The organism is Sphingomonas sp. PAMC26645 (assembly GCF_004795835.1).
GTDB lineage: Bacteria > Pseudomonadota > Alphaproteobacteria > Sphingomonadales > Sphingomonadaceae > Sphingomonas.
Window position 1 is genome coordinate 1,703,705 of the sequence record NZ_CP039249.1, and the last position, 19,930, is coordinate 1,723,634.

Annotated in this window: 11 protein-coding genes; 2 read left to right on the plus strand and 9 right to left on the minus strand. The window is 68.7% G+C overall.

The genetic code is table 11. The annotated features are described in order from the left end of the window. Positions 1-3: 3 nt before the first annotated feature. From E5673_RS07980 to E5673_RS07990, 3 genes are read right to left on the minus strand one after another with little or no spacing between them, the layout of a single operon-like run. The gene (locus E5673_RS07980; RefSeq protein WP_136189568.1) at positions 4-2,538 is read right to left on the minus strand and encodes a glycoside hydrolase family 3 C-terminal domain-containing protein; all 2,535 of its coding nucleotides are present in this window, start codon (positions 2,536-2,538) and stop codon (positions 4-6) included. Then, positions 2,535-5,120 carry a glycoside hydrolase family 2 protein gene (locus tag E5673_RS07985; protein ID WP_136189569.1) on the minus strand — a complete coding sequence of 862 codons (2,586 nt, stop codon included), beginning with the start codon at positions 5,118-5,120 and terminating at the stop codon, positions 2,535-2,537. Before E5673_RS07985 ends, E5673_RS07980 begins: the two co-directional genes overlap by 4 nt. Further along, positions 5,120-7,441 (minus strand): family 20 glycosylhydrolase, encoded by a 2,322-nt coding sequence (locus tag E5673_RS07990; RefSeq protein ID WP_136189570.1) that lies wholly within the window; start codon positions 7,439-7,441, stop codon positions 5,120-5,122. Before E5673_RS07990 ends, E5673_RS07985 begins: the two co-directional genes overlap by 1 nt. Before the next feature lie 251 nt (positions 7,442-7,692). Between E5673_RS07990 and E5673_RS07995 the strand changes: the two genes are divergently transcribed. Beyond that, positions 7,693-8,430: a GntR family transcriptional regulator gene (locus tag E5673_RS07995; protein ID WP_056062350.1), complete on the plus strand. Its 738-nt coding sequence runs from the start codon at positions 7,693-7,695 to the stop codon at positions 8,428-8,430. A gap of 21 nt (positions 8,431-8,451) precedes the next feature. Next, positions 8,452-11,364 carry a beta-galactosidase GalA gene (gene galA, locus E5673_RS08000; protein WP_136189571.1) on the plus strand — a complete coding sequence of 971 codons (2,913 nt, stop codon included), beginning with the start codon at positions 8,452-8,454 and terminating at the stop codon, positions 11,362-11,364. Between the two features lie 163 nt (positions 11,365-11,527). Here the strand turns inward: galA and nagE are convergent, their stop codons facing one another. The 6 genes from nagE to E5673_RS08030 all read right to left on the minus strand — a co-directional run bounded on the left by nagE (position 11,528) and on the right by E5673_RS08030 (position 19,865). Next, on the minus strand, positions 11,528-13,231 hold the full coding sequence (gene nagE, locus E5673_RS08005; RefSeq protein WP_136189572.1) for an N-acetylglucosamine-specific PTS transporter subunit IIBC: 1,704 nt from the start codon (positions 13,229-13,231) through the stop codon (positions 11,528-11,530). Further along, complete coding sequence (ptsP, locus tag E5673_RS08010) at positions 13,228-15,723, minus strand: phosphoenolpyruvate--protein phosphotransferase (RefSeq protein WP_136189573.1); 2,496 nt, start codon at positions 15,721-15,723, stop codon at positions 13,228-13,230. The genes nagE and ptsP overlap by 4 nt, the downstream gene beginning before the upstream one ends. A 73-nt stretch (positions 15,724-15,796) precedes the next feature. Further along, positions 15,797-16,939 carry an N-acetylglucosamine-6-phosphate deacetylase gene (gene nagA, locus E5673_RS08015; protein ID WP_136189574.1) on the minus strand — a complete coding sequence of 381 codons (1,143 nt, stop codon included), beginning with the start codon at positions 16,937-16,939 and terminating at the stop codon, positions 15,797-15,799. Beyond that, the gene (locus E5673_RS08020) at positions 16,936-18,012 is read right to left on the minus strand and encodes an SIS domain-containing protein (RefSeq protein WP_136189575.1); all 1,077 of its coding nucleotides are present in this window, start codon (positions 18,010-18,012) and stop codon (positions 16,936-16,938) included. Before E5673_RS08020 ends, nagA begins: the two co-directional genes overlap by 4 nt. Positions 18,013-18,093: 81 nt before the next feature. Beyond that, on the minus strand, positions 18,094-18,894 hold the full coding sequence (locus tag E5673_RS08025) for a copper homeostasis protein CutC (protein WP_247599629.1): 801 nt from the start codon (positions 18,892-18,894) through the stop codon (positions 18,094-18,096). Further along, entirely contained in the window at positions 18,891-19,865 is a 975-nt protein-coding gene (locus E5673_RS08030) for a N(4)-(beta-N-acetylglucosaminyl)-L-asparaginase (RefSeq protein WP_210731854.1), read from the minus strand. Before E5673_RS08030 ends, E5673_RS08025 begins: the two co-directional genes overlap by 4 nt. Between the last annotated feature and the right edge of the window lie 65 nt (positions 19,866-19,930).

The window sequence follows — 19,930 nt, forward strand, 5'->3', positions numbered from 1 at the left end:
CGCTCACTTGGGCAGCTCCACCGTTGCGCCGGTAATCGTCAGGTCGCTCCACTGGCCCGCGCCGTCGCCGGGTTGGCCGCTGCCGATATAGAGGCGGTAGGCGCCGGGGACGATGGTTCGCGTCCCGTCGCGCGCGACGCTGCTCATCGATCGCGGATCGATCGTGATCGGCACGGTGCGCGATTGGCCGGGCTTCAGCGCGACGCGGCCGAAGCCGACGAGCTGGCGCTGGAGGACGGGCGTGGTCGGGCCGCCGACCTTTGCTGGCGGTGCTACGAGGTAGGCCTGGACGACTTCTTCACCGGCGCGGTTGCCGGCGTTCGACAGCTTGGCGGTGACGGTGAGCGGCTGTCCGGCGGCGACGCTGAGCACGGGCTTGGTCGCAGCATACGCGAAGTTGGTGTAGCTCAGGCCGTGGCCGAAGCCCCAGAGCGGCGTGCCGGTGAAGTAGCGGTAGGTGCGCTCCTTCATCGTGTAGTCGGTGAACGCGGGCAGGTCGCCGGTGGTCTTGTAGAAGGTGACCGGCAGGCGGCCCGACGGGTTGTTGAGCCCCGCCAGCGTCTCGGCGATCGCGGTGCCGCCGGCCTGGCCGGGATACCAGGCGGCGAGGATCGCGTCGGCCGATGCCGGATCGACCGCGACCGCGCTGCCGCTGGTGAGGACGAGGACGATGGGCTTGCCGGTCGCCTTCAGCGCTTCGAGAAGGCGGACCTGCGCTGGAGGCAGGCCGATGTCGGTACGGTCGCCGCCGACGAAGCCGGGGACGCTGACCGAGAGTGCTTCGCCTTCGAGATCGGGCGACAGGCCCATCACCGCGACCACGACATCGGCGTCATGAGCGGTGGCGACGGCTTGGTCGAGCAATGGCTGTGAGGGTGGGCTCCAGAGCAGGCGGACGCCTTCGTCGTCGCTGCGGTGATCGAGTTCGAGGCGGAACGGGACGGGCTTGCCGTCGCTGGTCAACGTGACCTCGACGCGGCCCTTCTTGACCTCGCCCGCCGAGAGCTGGCGATCACCGATCCAGAGCCGGACCGCGTCGTGTGTCGAGCAATCCTTCCAGCAGGCGGGGACGTCGACGACCAGCGGATAGGTACCGGCGGCGGGGGGCGTGAAGGTCCCGGTCCAGCGGACGCCGAACGTCTTGGCGAGGCCGGGCGCGGGGCTCGCACGGTTGTGGTCGATGTCGATGTGGCGATCGGTGCGCGTCAGGGTCGGCGCGCCGACGCCGGCCTGCGCGGCGAAATATTCGGTCTTCAGGCCGCCGGCGAAGACGGTCTCGGGAACGGGGACGGCTGCACCGTCGGCGAGCGACGAACCTTGGGCGTACCGGACGTTGGCGGTGCCGAACTGCTTGCGGATGCCCTCCAGCGGGGTGACGGGCGCGACCGCGGTGCCGTGGTAATTGCCTTGCAGTACGCCGAGATCGTCGGCGTCCGCACCGATCACCGCGATCCGACTGCCGGGTTTCAACGGCAGGCGGTTCGCGTCGTTCTTCAGCAAGACGATCGATTTCCGTGCCGCGTCGAGTGCGAGCGCACGGTGGGCGAGGGTGTCGACCTGGTCGGTGCCGATGCTGCGCCACGGATTGGCCGCACCGAACACGGTGCCGAGCGCGCGGCGTGCTTCGAGCGCGCGGATCAGCGCGGTGTCGACTTCGGCTTCGGTGACGAGACCCTGGCGGACCGCGGCGGGGAGGGCGGCATAGGCACTACCGCAATTGAGGTCGGTGCCGCCTCGTATCGCAGCGGCTGCGGCGCCCGCGGCGTCGAGGCGGTAATGGTGGTAGAGGCTGATGTTCGACACCGCGTCGCAGTCCGACACGGTGAAGCCCTTGAACCCCCAGTCGCGCCGCAGCCGGTCGATCATCAACGCCGATGACGCGCAGGCGGGGACGCCGTGGATCGAGTTGTACGCGCACATCAGCGACTGCGCCTTGCCCTCGGTGACGGCGAGCCGGAACGCGGGGAAGTAAGTCGCCTCCAGGTCATACGGGCTGGGATCGACGTCGAAGCTGTCGCGCCCGGCTTCGGGGCCGCTGTGCACCGCGAAATGCTTGGGGGTGGCGATAACCTTAGGGTGGAGGGGGTCGGGGCCCTGCAACCCGCCGATGAACGCGACGCCGAGGCGGCCGGTCAGATACGGGTCCTCGCCATACGTCTCCTGCCCGCGGCCCCAGCGTGGATCGCGGAAGATGTTGATGTTGGGCGACCAGATCGTCAGCCCCTCGTAGATCTTGCGGTTCGCGCCGACGTCCTGCGCATTGAAGCGCGCGCGCGCCTCGGTCGCGACGACATCGCCGATCTTCGCGACTAGCGCGGTGTCCCAGGTCGCGGCCATGCCGATCGCCTGCGGAAAGACGGTGGCGTGGCCGTTGCGCGCGAGGCCGTGGAGACCCTCGTTCCACCAGTCGTACGCGGGCAGGCCGGCTTTCGGATCGGCGGGGACGGTGCTCTGCAACTGCGCCGCCTTTTGTTCGAGCGACATTTGCGCGACGGCGGTCGCCACCGGATCGGCGGATGCGAGCAGGAGCCAGATCATCGGGCGAGGGTCCTCAAGGTAAGCGCTTTTCGCAAGGTAGCGGCGGAGGCGTCGGAGACGACATGGATGGTGACGCTCTCGCCCGGCAACAGGTCGAAGCCGTCGTCGGAGGGCTGGGCCGCGACCGCGCCGAAATCGAGCATCACTGCGCGGGCGAGGTTGGTCGCGGTGATCTTGACGTCGGTGCCGGTCCAGCGAACGCTGAGGCCGGGGTCGGGATACGCCATGTCCTTGGGCAGGGAGCGTTCGATGATCGCCCGGCTCGTGCCGCCGTTATCGAGCTGCAGATCGGCGACTGCGTAGCTGGCGGTGGGGGCCGCAGCCCCGAACAGCGCGTCGTCGGACAGCGTTGCGACCAGTCTCGACGAGAGCGGCTCGAGCATCAGCGCGGCGGTGGTGTCCTTCAACACCTTGCCGTCCATCGTCATCGTCCGGACCCGCCAGCGGGAGTCGACCAGCGTGGTCGCGTCGGAGATGAGCGAGATACCCGTCGCGCCGTCCTTGCGCTCGGCGACGATCGCTTGCGGCGCGAAGAACCGCCGGGCGGCGTAGTTGAGCAGCTTCCACCGGCCGGCATGATCGATGCTCGCCCAGCTGATCGAGGGCCAGACGTCGTTGAGCTGCCAGTAGAGCGAGCCCATCGTCACCGGGCGACAGGCGCGGTGATGCGAGGCGGCGATGCGGATCGCCTCGGCCTGGTTGACCTGCGTGAGGTAGACGAGATCGGCAAAATCGCGTGCGGGACGCAACCGATCCCGCAGGTACATCATCAGCCGCTCATTGCCTTCGCCGGCGAGGAACTTCTGGTGTGCCTTCATCACCGGGCTGTCCGCGGCGAGCGTGCCCTTGCCGGCGAATTCGCGGATCGTCGACAGGTCCGGCATCGCCTGGAAGCCATATTCGGACATGAAGCGCGGGCAGCTGTCGAGATAGTTCTCGACCGGCTTGGAGCCCGACCAGACGTCCCAGAAGTGACGGTCGCCGTCCTTGTCGGTGTCGACCGGCCCCTCGTAATTGGTCGAGGGCGAGCCCGGCCAATAGGGCGTGCCGGGGGCGTTGCGCGTGACGGCTTCGCGCAGCACGCGGTCGAACAGCACGGCCATGCCGGCGCCGATGCGTTCCTGCTCGTCGGCACCGACCGCCTTCTTGAACGCCTTCCGGTCGGACCAGTTCTCCCAGCCCGACAGGACCTCGTTGCCACCGGCCCACAACACGACCGAAGGATGCGATCCTATCCGAGCGACCTGTTCCTCGGCCTCGATCCGAACGTTCTCGCGGAAGGCGGCGTCGGGCGGCGTGACGCTGCCGCCGAACATGAAGTCCTGCCACACCATCAGGCCCATCCGGTCGGCGATGTCGTAGAACGCGTCGTCCAGATAGGTCCCGCCGCCCCAGATACGGACCATGTTCATGTTGGCGTCGCGCGCGCCCTTCAGGATCGTCTCCATATAGGCGGGGGTGACGCGCGCCGGGAAACTGTCGAACGGGATGATGTTCGCGCCCTTGGCGAAGATCGGCGTGCCGTTGACCTTGAACCCGAAACTGCCGTCCTTGCGGATCAGTTCGACCGTGCGCAGGCCGATCCGCTTGGTCACGCTATCCTCGGGCGTGGGCTCCGCGCCGCCCAGCGAGGCGGTGACGGTGTAGAGCGGCTGCGCGCCGTAGCCGACCGGCTGCCAGCGCTTGGGATCCGCGATCGCCAGCGGGATCGAGACCGCGTTGGTGCCCTTGACGAGCGTCACCGTCCGGTCGACCGAGACCGTCTTGCCGTCCGGTCCGGTAACCGCGGCGCGGATCGTCGCGACGCCGGGCGTCTCGACGGCGATGTCGAGCTTTGCCGTCAGCCGCGCCTCGGTCGGCGTCAGCGCCTCCTGGTCGACCCGCAGCGTGTCGATCCGCGCGTCGTCCCAGATCTCCAGCCGCACCGGCCGCCAGATGCCGGTGTTGACGATGCGGGGACCCCAGTCCCAGCCATAATTGTATTTGGGTTTGCGGATATAGGGCGAGGTCTGCTTGCCCTTGGGCTCATCGCCGAACGCGCTGTCATATTCGCCGGGCAGCGGGTTCTTCTCGGCGAGCACCATCGGCTGGAGGGTGCGGATCGGCGAGGCGATCGTCACCAGCACCTCGTTGCGTCCGACCTTCAGCACCGGCTGCGCATCCACGCGCCAGCGCCGGTGCGCGTTGTCGGTGGTCAGCAGGACCGTGCCGTTGACGCTGACCGTCGCGAACGTGTCTAGCCCGTCGAACACGAGGTCGAGGTGATTGCGCTGCATCATCGCCGGGGTGACGTCGAACACGCGACGGAACTGCCATTTGGTCAGCCCGGCCCACTGGATCGCCGCCTCGTTGGTACCCTTGAACGGATCGGGCACACGGTGCGCCGCGATCAGGTCCTGCTGCACCGATCCGGGGACGGCCGCCGGCAGCCACGTGGCCTCGCGCTTGTGCGCGGCAATCGCGGCGGTGTCGGTCGGATCGATCCGCACCTGCCACGCGCCGTCGAGCGGCACGACGGTCTTGGGCGAGGCGAAGGCGGGCGCGGCGAGCGCGATCAGGGGAAGGACGAACCAGCGACGCATCAGCGTGTCTCCGACAGGGTCATGCGCTCGACCGCGTAGAACGGGTCGGACGTGGGGGAGGTGAATTGCAGGCAGATGTCGCGGTCTCCGGTGATCGTCGGCAAAATCCCCTTCACGCTGAAGCGGGTCGGCGCGGTCTTCGGATCGGGCAGCGGAAAGGTGCCGGCGATCACCGGTTTCGAGCCCGTCACGGTGCAGCCGACCAGCACCATCAGTTCGCCGTGCGGCGTCACGTTGTAATGCTGTCGAACCTTGGTGACGTCATGCGCGAGGCCCCAGTTGCGCGGCAGGCGGGCGATATCGATCGTGAACCCCTTGGCGACGTCCATCGGCGCGGCGGGGTAAGCGGTGCAGGTGTCGAAGATGTCGGCGTTGAACACCGGCGCATTGACCTGTGCCTCTGACGTCAGCGGCAGGCGCAGGCCGAGCGACCCCTTGGGGCAAGCGATCATGTCGGACGCGGTGCGGGTCAGCAGCGCCTGGCGCCCGGTCTCGAACAGGCGGGGTTCGGCGACCGGCTGGCCGCTCGCATCGAACGCGGCGGCACGGATCGACACGCCGGGCTTGACCGAAATCGGTGCGGTGTAGGCGGGCGAGCGTGCGGTCGGGATCTTGCCGTCGAGCGTGTAGCGGATCGTGCCGTAAGGCGCCTGCGTGGCGAGCACGACTTTCGTGCGATTGGTGCGGAGCGCATCGCCGCGCGTGCCGTCGAGCGTGTAGCCGACCGCGAACGCACTATCCGCGACCTCCAGCCCCGATTTGCGCCAGCGCCGGATCTGCGGCTGGACCCGGTCGAGGAAGCCGGCGAAGTCGCGCTTGTCCTTGCCCGACCACGTGATCTCCGCGAGTGCTGCGGCGCGCGGGAAGATCAGGTGCTGCATCTGGTACGGGGTGACGATGTACTCGCTCCACAGATTGGCCTGCGCGCCGAGCACGTGCTGCGCCTTGTCCGCCGAGATGCCCGCTGGCATCGGCTCGTAGTTATAGACGGTTGCGAGCGACTGGATTGCGAGGCGGCCGGGTGGTTCGTCGCGGCGATCGCTTTGCAAATTGTCGAAATACAGCGTCGGAGCGGGCGACAGCACGACGTCGTGGTTCTGGTTGGCGGCATCGACCGCGCCCTTTTCACCACGCCACGACATCACCGAAGCGGATGCGGGTAGGCCGCCTTCGAGAATCTCGTCCCAGCCGATCAGGCGGCGCTTCTTGCTGGCCAGATAGGTGCCGAACTGGTCGATCATCCAGCTTTGCAGGCCGTTCTCGTCCTTGATGCCGAGCTTCGCCATCTGCGCCTGCACCTCTGGGCTGCGTTCCCACTGGTCCTTGACCGCCTCGTCGCCGCCGAGATGGATATAGGTGCCGGGGAATACCGCCATCAGTTCGTCGAGCACCGTCTTGACGAAGGCGATGCCCTTGGGGCCGGGGTTGAAGAGGTACGGGTTGACGCCCCACGCGTTGCTGACCTGCGGCGTATCGCCGATCACGCCGAGCTCGGGATAGGCCGCGACGAGTGCCTGTGCATGGCCGGGCAGGTCGATCTCGGGGACGATCACGATGCCGCGCTCGGTGGCGTAGGCGACGAGCTTGCGCAGTTCGTCCTGCGTGTAGAAACCGCCGACGCGCGTGCCGGGGGCTTCGCCGGTCGACGGGCTGGTACGGATGCTGCCGATCTCGGTCAGCTTGGGATAGGCCTTCACCTCGAACCGCCAGCCCTGGTCGTCCGACAGATGGAGGTGGAGCGTGTTGAGCTTCACCGACGCCATCTGGTCGACGATCGCGTAGATCGAGGGCAGCGACTGGAAATGCCGTGCGGTGTCGACCATCAGCCCACGCCAGCCGAAGCGGGGGGCGTCGTCGATCGTCACCGCCGGGATGCGCACGGGCTGGCCGAACGCGCGATCGGGGCTGATGAGCTGGGCGAGCGTCATCGCTCCGTAGAGAAGCCCGGCGTCGCCCGATGCGGCGATCTTGGCCCCCGAAGCATCGACGACCAGCCGGTAGGCTTCGGCGCCCTTGATCGCGGCATCGCGGACGAAGCGGATATTGCCGTTAGGCGACGTCTGGAGAGCGAGCCCGCGCTCCGTCTTCACATGCGCGATGAGCAGGCGCGCGGCGGCTGTGGCACCCGCGTCGGATGGATCAGCTGCGATCGTCGCACCGTTGGCGATCGTGAAGCTGCCGGCGGTGCGAGTGATTGCCGAAGGTTGCGGTACCAGTGGCAGGCGGTCCTGCGCCTGGGCCGGGATCGCGCAGAAGGCGGCGGGAAGCAGCGCCGTTGCCGTCAGCCAGCGCCCGGCATTTCGGTTCGCGGTTGCACGCATGTCGACTGCTCCCTGTATCGGCTCCTGACGGCCGCTGGTCGAGGAATGTAACCAATATAAGTCCAGACACAACCCCGTCATTTGACAGCAAGCTTGTCCTGCTCTGACAAGGGATCGGGCGTGGGGCGGTCAGGGGACATACCAATATGGCCCATGGATTTAGTCTGGTTGCCGACCACGCGGTCCTTGGCTACGCTACCATAAGGGACGCGGCAAGGCTCGCTTTGAGCTGCCGGTCGGAGGGGGAATACATGGCGTTTTCCGATGACATCGGACGCTTTCGCAAGGGAAATCCATCGCCGCTCTACCTCCAGTTGCAGGAACTGATCCGCAACGCGATCGGCGAGAAGCTGTTGGTACAAGGCAATGCGATCCCGGCCGAGCGCGATCTCGCGATCGAGTACGACGTATCGCGGATCACCGTGCGCAAAGCGATCGGCGGACTGGTCGAGGAGGGGCTGCTCACGCGCAGGCGCGGCGCGGGGACGTTCGTCGCCGGGCGCGTCGAGAAAAGCTTCTCGAAGCTGTCGTCGTTCAGCGAAGACATGGCGGCACGCGGGCGCACGTCGAGCAGCAGTTGGATCTCGCGCTCGGCGGGGCAGGTGAACCCGGAGGAGGCGATGGCGCTGGGGTTGTCGCCGGGCGCGGCAGTGTTCCGCTTCAACCGCATCCGCTATGCCGACGAAGAGGCGATGGCGCTCGAATTCTCGACGATCGCGGGATATTGCCTGCCGTCGGTCGAGGTGGTTGATGACTCGCTCTACACCGCGCTCGAGAACGCCGGGAGCCGCCCGGTACGCGCGCTGCAACGCCTGCGTGCGGTGCCGTTCGGGGGCGAGCATGCGCGGATGCTGGGCGTCGACGCGGGCCATGCCGGTCTGCTGATCGAGCGCCGCGGCTTCCTGCGCGATGGCCGGGCCGCGGAGTTCACTCGCTCTTATTACCGCGGCGATGCGTACGACTTCGTCGCCGAACTCGCCGATATCTGACCTCCACTACCGAGAGTACCGATGAACCGACGTGAGCTTCTTGTTGGCACGGCGGGCGCCGGTGCTTCTCTGTTCGTGGGGCCGATCGAGGCCGGGTTCGCGGCTGGCGTAGCGAAACAGGGCAGTGCCGGTGCGCTGCCCATGCCGCAGCCGTTGCGGACCTTGCCGTCGCGCGCGTTGGTGCAGGACCCATCGCGGACGCTGATCGAGCGGGGGTGGCTGTTCCACGAGGGCGACGTGATCGCGCCTGCGCCCGACGGCCACAACGCGACGTATCTGAGCGTCAAGGCGGGCAATGCGCTGGGCGCGGCCGCGATGGCGTACGACGATTCCGACTGGCAGTCCGTGCGGTTGCCGCATGACTGGGCCTCCGCGCAGCCGTTCGTGAAGACCGCAAGCGTGTCGCAGGGCTTTCGCGCGCGGGGGATCGGCTGGTACCGGCGGACGCTGCGGCTCGATCCGGCGGACCGCGGCAAGACGATCGGGCTGCAGTTCGACGGGATCGCGACCAACGCGACGGTCTGGGTCAACGGCAGCGTCGTCGCGCACAACTGGTCGGCGTATAACAGCGTCGAGATCGACCTGACGCCGTTCGCGCGGTTCGGCGACGATCTCAACGTGATCGCGGTGCGCGTCGATGCGCAGGCGATGGAGGGCTGGTGGTATGAGGGCGCGGGGATCTATCGCCATGCGTGGCTGATCCGCCGTGCGCCGGTGGCGATCGTGACGGACGGCGTGCACTGCGATCCGAGGCGGGCCGCGAATGGCGCGTGGAGCGTGCCGGTCGAAGTGAAGCTCGGCAGCATCGATCGCGCGGCGGTCGGCGTCACGGTGGACGTCGCGCTGCTCGATCCCGACGGCAAGCGCGTGGCGGGGGCGCAGGCGACCGCGACGGTGCTGTCGCTCGAGCGCGCGACCGCGACGATGACGCTGGCCGTGCCTGCGCCGCGCATTTGGTCGATCGAGACGCCGACGCTCTATACCGTCGTGACGCACGTCCTGCGCGACGGCGCGATCGTCGACGAGCGGCGCATCCCGGTCGGCTTCCGCACGATCCGGTTCGATGCGGACCGTGGCTTCCTGCTCAACGACAAGTCGGTGAAGCTGAAGGGCGTGTGCCTGCATCAGGATCATGCCGGCGTCGGGACCGCGATCCCCGATGCGCTGCTGCGCTGGCGGCTGGAGCGGCTGAAGGCGATGGGCTGCAACGCAATCCGCTGTTCGCACAATGCGCCGGCCGCCGAGCTGCTCGACCTGTGCGACGAGATGGGCTTCGTCGTGATGGACGAGAACCGCCAGTTCAATCCCGCGCCCGATTACATGGCGCAGCTCGAATGGATGGTCCGCCGCGATCGCAACCATCCGAGCGTCATCCTGTGGTCGGTGTTCAACGAGGAGCCGATGCAGGGCACCGAGGCGGGCGTCGAGATGCTGCGGCGGATGGCGCACGCGGCGCATGCGCTCGACGACAGCCGGCCGGTGACGGGCGCGATGAACGGCGCGTTCTTCGATCCGATCAACGTGTCGAGCATTTTCGACGTGGTCGGCTTCAACTATTATCAGGGCGATTACGACCGGTTCCACCAGCTCAACCCGACCAAGCCGATGACGAGCTCGGAGGATACCAGCGCCTATGAAACGCGCGGCGCGTTCGCAAGCGATCCGGCCGCGCATGTCCAGTCGTCCTACGACGTCGAGGCGGCGAGCTGGGGCGATACGCACCGCGCGACGTGGAAGAAGATCGCCGATCGTCCGTTCGTCGCGGGCGGGTTCGTGTGGACCGGGTTCGATTATCACGGCGAACCGACGCCGCATGAATGGCCGACGATCTCCAGTTTCTTCGGCATCCTCGACCTGTGCGGGTTCCCGAAGACTGCGTTCGACATCCACCGCGCGCATTGGGTCGATGATGCGCCGGTCGTCGGCCTGACGCCGCACTGGACGTGGCCGGGACGCGAGGGGCAGCCGGTCGTGGTGCTGGTGATGAGCAACGCCGAGCGCGTCGCGTTGCGGTTGAACGGGCGGAAGGTCGGCGAGCAGGCGGTCGACCGGATCATGGGCAACGAGTTCAGCGTGCCCTATGCGCCGGGGCGGATCGAGGTGATCGCGTTGCGCGGCGGCAAGGTCGTCGCGACCGCCGCGCACGAGACCGTGGGCAAGCCAATTGCGCTGCGGTTGACGCCGGCGCGGACCGTAATGGCGGGCGACGACGAGGATACGCAGCCGGTGACGATCGACGCGATCGATGCCGCCGGGCGTCACGTACCGACCGCGAACCTGCCGACGCAGTTCTCGGTCGAGGGCGCGGCGATCATCGGTGTCGGTAATGGCGACCCGAACAGCCACGAACCGGAGAAGGGCAACGCGCGGTCGTTGTTCAACGGGCTGGCGCAGGTGATCGTGCAGGCGGGGACGGGCCGGGGGCGGATCGTGATGACCGCGACTGCGCCGGGATTGAAGCCGGCGCGGCTGGTGATCGACCGGGCGGCGATCGCACCGCGGGCGCAGATGGCCGCGACCTATGGCGGGCAGGCGATCCGGGAGTGGCGTCGCTCGCCGGCGTTCGCTGCGCGGCCCGATCCTGCGCTGGCGCCGATCGATGGCGACAATAACAGCTGGGCATTCGTGCGGAGTGGCACGCCGGTCCAGGCTGCGGCGGAGGGCCGTTGGCGACTCTACCGGGCTAGCGTGACGCCGTGGCGGCGGATCGGTGCGGAGGGCGGCATGATCCGTTTCGCGTCGATCGCGGGGAAGGCCGAGCTGTGGGTGGATGGCCGGCGGCTTGCGTCGAAGACCGGGGTGGAGGCTGGGCCGCTGGAGGCGGCGTTGCCGGCGGGCGGCGGCGTGCGCCAGATCGTGCTGGTGGTGGAAGCTGCCGCGGACGGGGTTTCGGGTATCGTCGGCGCGGTAACGATGGAGCCGTTAGCGCGCTAAGGCAGTCGACCGATCCGTGATTTTGCGATCCTCCCCCGCAAGGGGGAGGATCGCCGAAGGTGACGGAGGGGGAGGATACGGAACAGGCGTTTTCCTTTCCTCCCCCTCCGTCTGGCAAGCGCCAGCCACCTCCCCCTTGCGGGGGAGGATCAGCCAGCGTCGTCTAGCGGGCCAGCGTCGTCAGGACTGCGTCGGTCGCGAGCACGTGAAGCTGGCCTGGCGCGGGGCGGGCGATCGCGCGGATACCGAGCTTTGCCAGCGCCGCATCGTCGGCCAGCGCTAGATCGCCCAGTTGGAGGCGCAGTCGACCGGTATGGCGGCTAGCGCGAAGGACATTCGCTGCCCCGCCAAGCGCGCCCTCGGTTGCGGACGACAGGCTGATCATATCCTCAGCGACAGTCGCGGCAGGCTTGATCGCCACATTGCCACCCAGCGCCAACGCATCGCGGATTTCCATCGAGACGACATCGGCGATCGGCCCAAGTACGACCTGGAGCGCGGAGTTTGACGGGCGCAGGATGCCGCGCGCGCCGAGGGCCTTCAGCGCGGCGTCGTCGACCGCGGACTGGTCCACGACGATCAACCGCAACCGCGTCGTGCACGCGCTCACCGTGGTCAGGTTCGCCCCGCCGCCCAGCGCCTGCGCGAACGCCGCACCGCGCCCGCCTGCCGTGGGGGTCGCTACCGCGGCGACGGTCTCGGCTTCGCGCCCGGGCGTCGCGAGGTCGAACTTGCGGATGAAGAAGCGGAACAGCCCGTAATACAGCACGAAATACACCGCACCGACCGGCAGCAGGACGAGCGGTCGCGTCGCCTTGCCGAAGTTCAGCACGTAGTCGAGCAGCCCCGCCGAGAAGCCGAAGCCCATTTTGACGCCGAGCACGTCCATCAGCGCCATCGACAGGCCGGTCAGCACCGCGTGCACCGCGTAGAGCACGGGCGCGAGGAACATGAAGCTGAACTCGATCGGCTCGGTGACGCCGGTCAGCGCCGAGGTGAGCGCGAGGCTGAGCAGCATGCCGCCGACCGCTTTCCGGCGCTCGGGCCTCGCGGAATGGTACATGGCGAGGCACGCGGCGGGCAGGCCGAACATCATCACCGGGAAGAAGCCGGCCATGAAGATCCCCGCCGACGGATCGCCCGCAAAGAAGCGGCGCAGGTCGCCCGAGGTGCCGTGGTAGTCGCCGGCGACGAACCAGACGATGTTGTTGAGCAAATGGTGAAGCCCGGTGACGAGCAGCAGGCGGTTGAGCAGCCCGAACACGAACACGCCGATCGCACCGCTGCCGGTGATCGCGACGCTCAACTGGTCGACGCCTTGGCTCAGCAGTGTGAAGCCGAAGCCGAACACCGCCGCGAGCACGAGGCCGGCCACGCCGCTGACGATCGGCACGAACCGGCGTCCACCGAAAAAAGCGAGATATTCGGGCAGCTTGATCGTCGAATAGCGATTGTAGAGCGTGCCGCCGGCGAGTCCCGACAGGATGCCGATCGGCACGTCGAGCCGCGCCATCGCCTTGGCCTTCCACGCCGCGATCGCGAGGTCGGCGGAGACGCCGGTCAGCCCTGCGGAGACTTCGGGTGCAACGGTGATCAGGACTTTGCCCGCTTCGGTCGCGACCAGGAAGCAGACGACGCCGGCGAGGCACGCGGCACCGTTGCCGTCGCGGGCGAACCCGGTGGCGACGCCGATCGCGAAGAGCAGGCCGAGGTGCGAGAAGATCGCGTCGCCGGCCGCGCTGATGAAGGCGATGTCGAGCAGGTCGGGCTGGCCGAGGCGGAGCAGCAGGCCGGCGATCGGCAGCACCGCGATCGGCAGCATCAGCGCGCGGCCGAGCGGCTGGAGGGCTTCGAGGATCGATTTCATGCGGTGAACTCCCGGGCGAGCGAGCGGACGTCGGCGGCGGACCCGCATTGCAGCGCGGCGGCGGCATGCGCGCGGCACGCCTCCATCGTCAGCGTCGCGACCAGTGCCTTGATCTCGGGCACCAGCGCGGGTGCGGACGAGAGTTCGGTGACGCCGAGCCCGATCAGGATGGGAACGGCAAGCGGGTCGGAGGCGAGCCCGCCGCACACGCCGGTCCAGCGGCCATGCACCGCGCCGCCCTTGCAGGTCTGCGCGATCAGCCGGAGGACGGCGGGGTGCAACCCATCGATCCCGCTCGCGACCGCCGCGTTGCCGCGGTCCATCGCCAGCGCGTATTGCGTGAGGTCGTTGGTCCCGACCGACAGAAAATCTGCTTCCGCGGCGATCAGGTCGGCGGTGACGGCGGCGGCCGGGGTCTCTATCATCACGCCGACGGGAACGCGGTCGCCGATGCCGATCTCGGCGGCGACGCGGTCGACCACCGCGCGGACGGCGCGCAGTTCGTCGAGGCTGGCGATCATCGGCACCATGATCCGGCATTGCCCGGCGGGCTTTACCGACAGGATCGCGCGGACCTGGTCCTCCAGGATCTGCGGGTGCGCGAGGCCGACGCGGATGCCGCGCAGGCCGAGTGCGGGGTTCTCTTCCGGCGCCATCGGCAGATACGGCGCGGGCTTGTCGCCGCCGATGTCGAGCAGTCGGACGATCAGCGGGCGGCCGTCGAGCGCGTCGGCGATCGCTTGGTAATCGGCGGTCTGTTCGGCGACCGTCGGTGCGGCGTCGCGTTCGAGGAACAGGAATTCGGTGCGCAACAGGCCCGAGCCTTCCGCGCCGTTCTCGACCGCGAGATGAGCATCGCCGAGCGCGCCGAGATTGGCGAACGCCTCGATCCGGGTGCCGTCGGCCATGCGGCAAGGTTCGCCGGCCCGCGCGAGCGCTTCGGTGCGGCGGACCTGCGCCTGGACGATCCGGACTTGCGTGGCGACGAGCGTGTCGGCGTCGGGATCGATCCGCAACAGGCCTTCGCTGGCGTCGAGGATCACTGGCGTATCGTCGGTGACGGCGTTCAACGGCGACCCGATCGCGACCAGCGCGGGGAGGCCCATCGTCGCGGCGAGGATCGCGACGTGCGAGGTCGGACCGCCGCGCTCGACGCAGAAGCCGACTATGTTCGCGCGGTCGAGCGACAGGACGTGCGACGGCAGCAGATCGTCCGCGAGCAGGATCGTGTCGGGCGGGAACGACAGCGGCGTGGTCTCGACCCCGGCGATCAGCGCGAGCAACTGGCGTTCGAGATCGAGCATGTCGTCGGCGCGCGCGGCAAGCCGCGGGTCGGTGCTGGTGCGCAACGCGTCGGCCTGCGGACGGATCGCGGCGCGCCAGGCATGGCCCGCGCTCTCGCCGCTGGCGATGCCGCTGCGCGTCGTCTCGTGGAGCATGGGGTCGTCGAGCATCGCCGCATGCGCCTCGACGATCGCGCGTTCGGGACCGGTCGCGCTGCGGGCGCGGTCCGCGAAACGGGTCGACAGCGTCGTGACGGCCGCATCGAAGCGAGCCTCCTCGGCGGCGATGCCTTCGCCCTGTTCGGGGACGACGATGTCGGCGGGGCGGAACCAGCGTGCCCGGCCGATTGCCAGGCCGGGCGCCGCGGTGACGCCGGTCAGCGCGCCGTCGACTGCGGGGCGGGCTGGCGAGGGGGCGATGGCGGGTGCGCGGACGGGGGCTTCGGCCGGCTCGTCCATGCCGCTCTCGATCAGGTCACAGATGGCAGCGAGTGCCGCAGAGGCATCGGCGCCGGCTGCGGTCACGACGATCGTCTCGTTGTGGCGGATCGCCAAGGCTAGCAAGGCTATCGGGCTGCGGACGTTGGCGGTCTTGTCGTCGGATGCGAGCGTCACGTCGGCGTCGAAGCGCTTGGCGGTCGCGGCAAGGCGCGCGGCCGGGCGGGCGTGGATGCCGTGCGGGAGGGGCACGACGACGGTGCGTGTGTGCGTCGCGCCGTCCTGGCTCGTCTCGCGGCGTGCGACCGCGTCGCTGGGTTCGAGCGTCATCAGCGGATCGCCGACCGCGACCAGTTCGCTGGAAACGGCGTGGACGATCCTGAACCGGTCGGGGTTCACGATGACGATCGGCGTGACGACCGCGCGAGCTTCTTGCACGAGCAGGTCTAGGTCGAAGCGGATCAGCGGTGCGCCGCGCTCGACCGTGTCGCCGACCGCGACGCACGGGGTGAAGCCGCGTCCGCCGAGTGCGACCGTGTCGAGCCCGATGTGGATCAGGATCTCCGCACCCTCGGGCGTGGCGAGCGTGATCGCGTGGCCGCTCGGCAACAGCGTCAGCACGGTGCCGGCGCAAGGAGCATAGAGGCAGTCGCCGGTCGGATCGATCGCGACGCCGTCCCCCAGCATCCGCTCCGAGAACACCGCGTCGGGCACCTCGTCGATCGGCGTTGCCCAGCCCTGCATCGGCGCGGTCAGGAGGATGGAGGCCATGGGTGCGTTCTCGATACCAGAAGGGATGGGCTCGATCCCAAAAGGGAAGGGCGCAAAAGCAGGGTGGAGGCGGTCAGGCCGCGCTCGCCCCGCCGATCCATGTGCCGACCGGATGCAGGTCGCGGGTGAGCATGACCCAATCGGCGGTACGGCCGACCTGCAACGTGCCGCGCTCCTGCGACAGCCGCAGGAACGCCGCCGGATAGGTCGCCGCCATCGCCGCGGCGACCTCGGGGGCAACGCCGAGCCGGTCTACCGTGTTGCGGACCGCACCGGCCATGTCGAGATCGGAGCCCGCCAGCGTGCCGTCGGCACCCACACAGCGGCCGCCTTCGACATGAATCTCGCGGCCCTGCAGCACGAACGACTTCTCGGCCGCGCCGACGCAGGGCATCGCGTCGGATACCAGCATGAAACGGTCGTGCGGCCGTGCGCGCAACGCGATCCGCAGCACCGCATCGTCGACATGGAAGCCGTCGACGATGATCCCGCAATACACCGCCTGGTCGTCGAGAACCGCGCCGACCACGCCCGGTGCGCGGTGAACCAGCGGCGACATCGCGTTGAACAGGTGCGTCACGCCGGTGATCCCGGCGGCCATGCCGGCGCTCGCGGTGGCGTGATCCGCATCGCTATGGCCGATGCTGATGAGCACGCCCGCGGCGGTCAGCGTCGCGATCTGTGCCGCGGTCACGCGCTCGGGGGCGAGCGTCACCATGACCCGGCCGAGGCGGGGGCGGGTCAGCAGCGCGAGCAGGTCGTCGTCGAGATCCTGGAAGCGCGTCGGGTCGTGGATGCCCTTGCGTGCCGGGCTGATCACGGGCCCCTCGATATGGATGCCCAGCACGCCGGGGACACCCGCGAGGATCGCCGCGTCGACGGCCTCGAGTGCGAGCGCGATCACGTCGGGCGTGTCGCTGATCAGCGTCGGCAGAAACGCGGTGGTGCCGAACGGCCGGTGCGCCGCGCCGATCGCGGCGATGCCCTCGACCGTGGGCGTGTCGTTGAACAGCACGCCGCCGCCGCCGTTGACCTGCGTATCGACGAAGCCCGGCATCAGCCAGCCGCCATCGAGATCGATCGCGTGCTCGGCAGTTAGATCGGTGGTTGCGTCGTCGATCCGGGCGATCCGCCCGTCCTCGACGACGATCGTCGCGTCGTTCAGGACGCCCGCTGGGGTGACCACATGGCCATTCGAAAACCGGAAGATCGTCATAACGTGCGCGTCACCTTGCTGAGATGCGACGGAGCGTCGGGGTTGAACCCGCGCGCGAGCGAGAGGGCGTTGACCATGCGATAGAAGCTCTGGATCATCAGGATCGGCTCGATCGCCGGATGCGCTTTCAAGGCGGGCAGGACGCCGTCGTCGCTGCTGCCGTCGAGCCCCGCATCGGCGAGCAACACGCCTGCGCCACGCTCGGCGAACTCGCGCGCCGCATCGCGCACGCCGTCGCCGGCTGCATCGGAGGTCGCGAGCGCCAGCAACGGGAAGCCGTCCTCGACCAGCTGCATCGGGCCGTGGCGGACCTCGGCCGAGCTGAACGATTCGGCATGCAGCGCGCAGGTTTCCTTCATCTTCAGCGCCGCCTCGTTGGCGATGCCGAAGCCCATGCCGCGCGCGATCACGAACAGATTGGTCGCGGTGCGCAGCGGTGCGACGGCGGCCGACCAGTCGAGCGCCCAGGCGCGTGCGAGGTCGGCGGGAAGGGCCGTGACCGCGCTACGCAATGCGTCGTCGTCGGCCCATTCCGCGGTCAAAGCGGCGAAGGCGGCGAGCGAGCAGATATAGGATTTGGTCGCCGCGACCGACTTTTCCGGTCCGGCGCACAGCGGGATCAGCGTGTCGGCGGTTTCGGCGAGTGGCGAGGTCTCGTCGTTGACGAACGCGACGACATGCGCGCCGGCGGCTTTCTGCGCGGCGACTGCGGCGAGCAGGTCGGGGCTGCGACCGCTCTGCGATACCGCGATGCACAGCGTGTTCCGCGCGCCGAGCGGTGCGTCGTAGATCGACACGACCGACGGCGCCGCGGCGGCGACCGGGATGCCGGTCTTCGTCCAGATCAGATACTTGCCGTAAACCGCCGAGTGATCCGAAGAGCCGCGCGCGCAGGTCACGACGACCGCGGGCGGGGCGCTACGAAGACGCGCACCGAGCGCCGCGAACGCCGCGGCGTTGGTCGCGAGCATCCGCGCGACGGCCTCGGACGATTCCGCAGCCTCGCGGAACATCAGCGTTGCCGTTTCCGCGATCGGCGGCGGTGTTAGCGGAGGCGGGGTGGCGTCGTGCATGGCGGCTCGCTTCGATTGGCGTTCTGCGAGGAGCGAGAGGCCCCCCGACCCAGACCGGTTTGAGTAAGTTATGGATTGGTATTATTCAAGCGTCGGATGTCCGGCCACCATGTTCGCCAGTCGCTCTACCGCGTCGCGGTTCGTGGCTGCGCGCGCCGGCGAGGCGAAGCCGAAGCGTAGTTCGGCGGGATCGGCGGCGGTCGTCATGGGCGCGCGACACGAGGCGTGGACTTCGCGGACACCGGTTGCGAGGATCGTGGGCAAGGTCTCCGGCGAGACCCCGCTTCCCGCTAGCACAATGATCCGTCCTGCGGCTTGCTGGTGCAGTGCCGCCAGCATCGCGACGCCGTCGATCGCCTTGGGGGCGCCGCCCGAGGTCAGGATTCGGTCGAAGCCAAGCGTGACGGCGGACTCGAGCGCTTCGGGCATGTCGCGGCACAGATCGAAGGCGCGGTGCAGCGTCAGCGAGAGTGGGCGTCCGCGAGCATCGCCCAACGACTTGGCGTGTGCGACCCAAGCGGCGAGGGCGGGCACGTCGAGCCGGTGGTCGGCGTCGAGCGCGCCGATGACGATTCCCGCCAATCCGGCTTCGGCTGCCGTGCGAATGTCGTCGGCGATCAGCGCCTGCTCACGCGGCGTATAGACGAAGCCGCCTTCGCGTGGCCGGGCCAGGAGGTGGACGGGTACGCCGGAGGCCTGCGACGACGCCGCCGCTGCCCGAATCAGCGACGCAGGCGGCGTCAGTCCGCCGACGCCGAGCGCCGCGCACAGTTCGATGCGATCCGCCCCGCCAGCGATGGCCGCGTCGATACCGTGCAGATCCTCGACGCAGACTTCGAGCATCGGTCGCGTACGACGTACCATGTCTTCCGGTACGCTCACGCCTGGAACAGCGACCGCGCCTTCAGCACCGTCGTCTTGCCGCGCGCGTCGGTGACCGCATAGGTAAAGCCCGGCAACAGGCAGAACGCGCCGACATTGCCCTTCGTGTCGAGCGCGAGGAAGCCGACCTGGATGCCGCGGATCGCATCGCCGCGCAGCTTGGCGATATGCCGGACGACCTCTTCGCATGCCTGTTGCGGCGTCGACCCGCCACGCATCGACGCGACGACGCGGGCCGAGCCTGCGACGCGAGTCACTTCTTCGCCAAGCCCGGTCGAAGTGGCACCACCGACGCCTGCCTCGACGTACAGCCCCGACCCGACCTGCGGCGAATCGCCGACCCGGCCGCGCATCTTGAACGCCATGCCGGAGGTCGTGCAGGCGCCCGCCATTCGCCCGTCGGCCGTCCGCGCGAGCAGGCCGATCGTGTCATGGTCGAGCGCGCCGCCGGGCGTGCGGGTGATGCGGTTCTCGCTATTGGCTTCGGGCTGATATTTTGCGGTCTTGAGCCAGTCGCGCCATGCCTTTTCCGATTCCGGGGTGAGCAGCGACTGTTGCGGAAACCCCTGGTCGCGCGCGAACCGTGTCGCGCCCTCGCCGACGAGGAAGGTATGCGGCGTCCGCTCCATGACGCGGCGCGCGACGGAGATCGCATGCACCGTGTTCTCCAGCGCGGCGACGGCCCCGACGCCGCCGACATCGTCCATGATGACCGCGTCCAGAGTGACGTGGCCGTCGCGATCGGGATAGCCGGAATAGCCGACGCTATGATTGGTCGGGTCGGCTTCGGGTACCATCGCGCCGGCCTCGACCGCGTCGATCAGGGAGCCGCCCTTTGCGAGTTGCGCAAAGGCCACCGCGTTGGCGGCGGCGCCGAAGTCCCAGGTCGACAGGACCATCGCGCCGGTCGCCGAAGCGTCAGCCGCGGCACCTGATCGGGCAGCCGCCCGAGTCGCTACGAATGGTATCATGCCCAGGCCGCCCAAGCCGGCGAGCAACGACCGTCGCGTGTTCTCCATCAGATCCCCCTTGCGTT

Bases quoted from the DNA above. Each gene is read 5' to 3' on its own strand.
- E5673_RS07985 (WP_136189569.1), bottom strand. From the start codon at position 5,120: ATGCGTCGCTGGTTCGTCCTTCCCCTGATCGCGCTCGCCGCGCCCGCC.
- galA (WP_136189571.1), top strand. From the start codon at position 8,452: ATGAACCGACGTGAGCTTCTTGTTGGCACGGCGGGCGCCGGTGCTTCT.
- E5673_RS07990 (WP_136189570.1), bottom strand. From the start codon at position 7,441: ATGCGTGCAACCGCGAACCGAAATGCCGGGCGCTGGCTGACGGCAACG.
- E5673_RS08030 (WP_210731854.1), bottom strand. From the start codon at position 19,865: ATGATACCATTCGTAGCGACTCGGGCGGCTGCCCGATCAGGTGCCGCG.
- ptsP (WP_136189573.1), bottom strand. From the start codon at position 15,723: ATGGCCTCCATCCTCCTGACCGCGCCGATGCAGGGCTGGGCAACGCCG.
- E5673_RS07980 (WP_136189568.1), bottom strand. From the start codon at position 2,538: ATGATCTGGCTCCTGCTCGCATCCGCCGATCCGGTGGCGACCGCCGTC.
- nagE (WP_136189572.1), bottom strand. From the start codon at position 13,231: ATGAAATCGATCCTCGAAGCCCTCCAGCCGCTCGGCCGCGCGCTGATG.
- nagA (WP_136189574.1), bottom strand. From the start codon at position 16,939: ATGACGATCTTCCGGTTTTCGAATGGCCATGTGGTCACCCCAGCGGGC.
- E5673_RS07995 (WP_056062350.1), top strand. From the start codon at position 7,693: ATGGCGTTTTCCGATGACATCGGACGCTTTCGCAAGGGAAATCCATCG.
- E5673_RS08020 (WP_136189575.1), bottom strand. From the start codon at position 18,012: ATGCACGACGCCACCCCGCCTCCGCTAACACCGCCGCCGATCGCGGAA.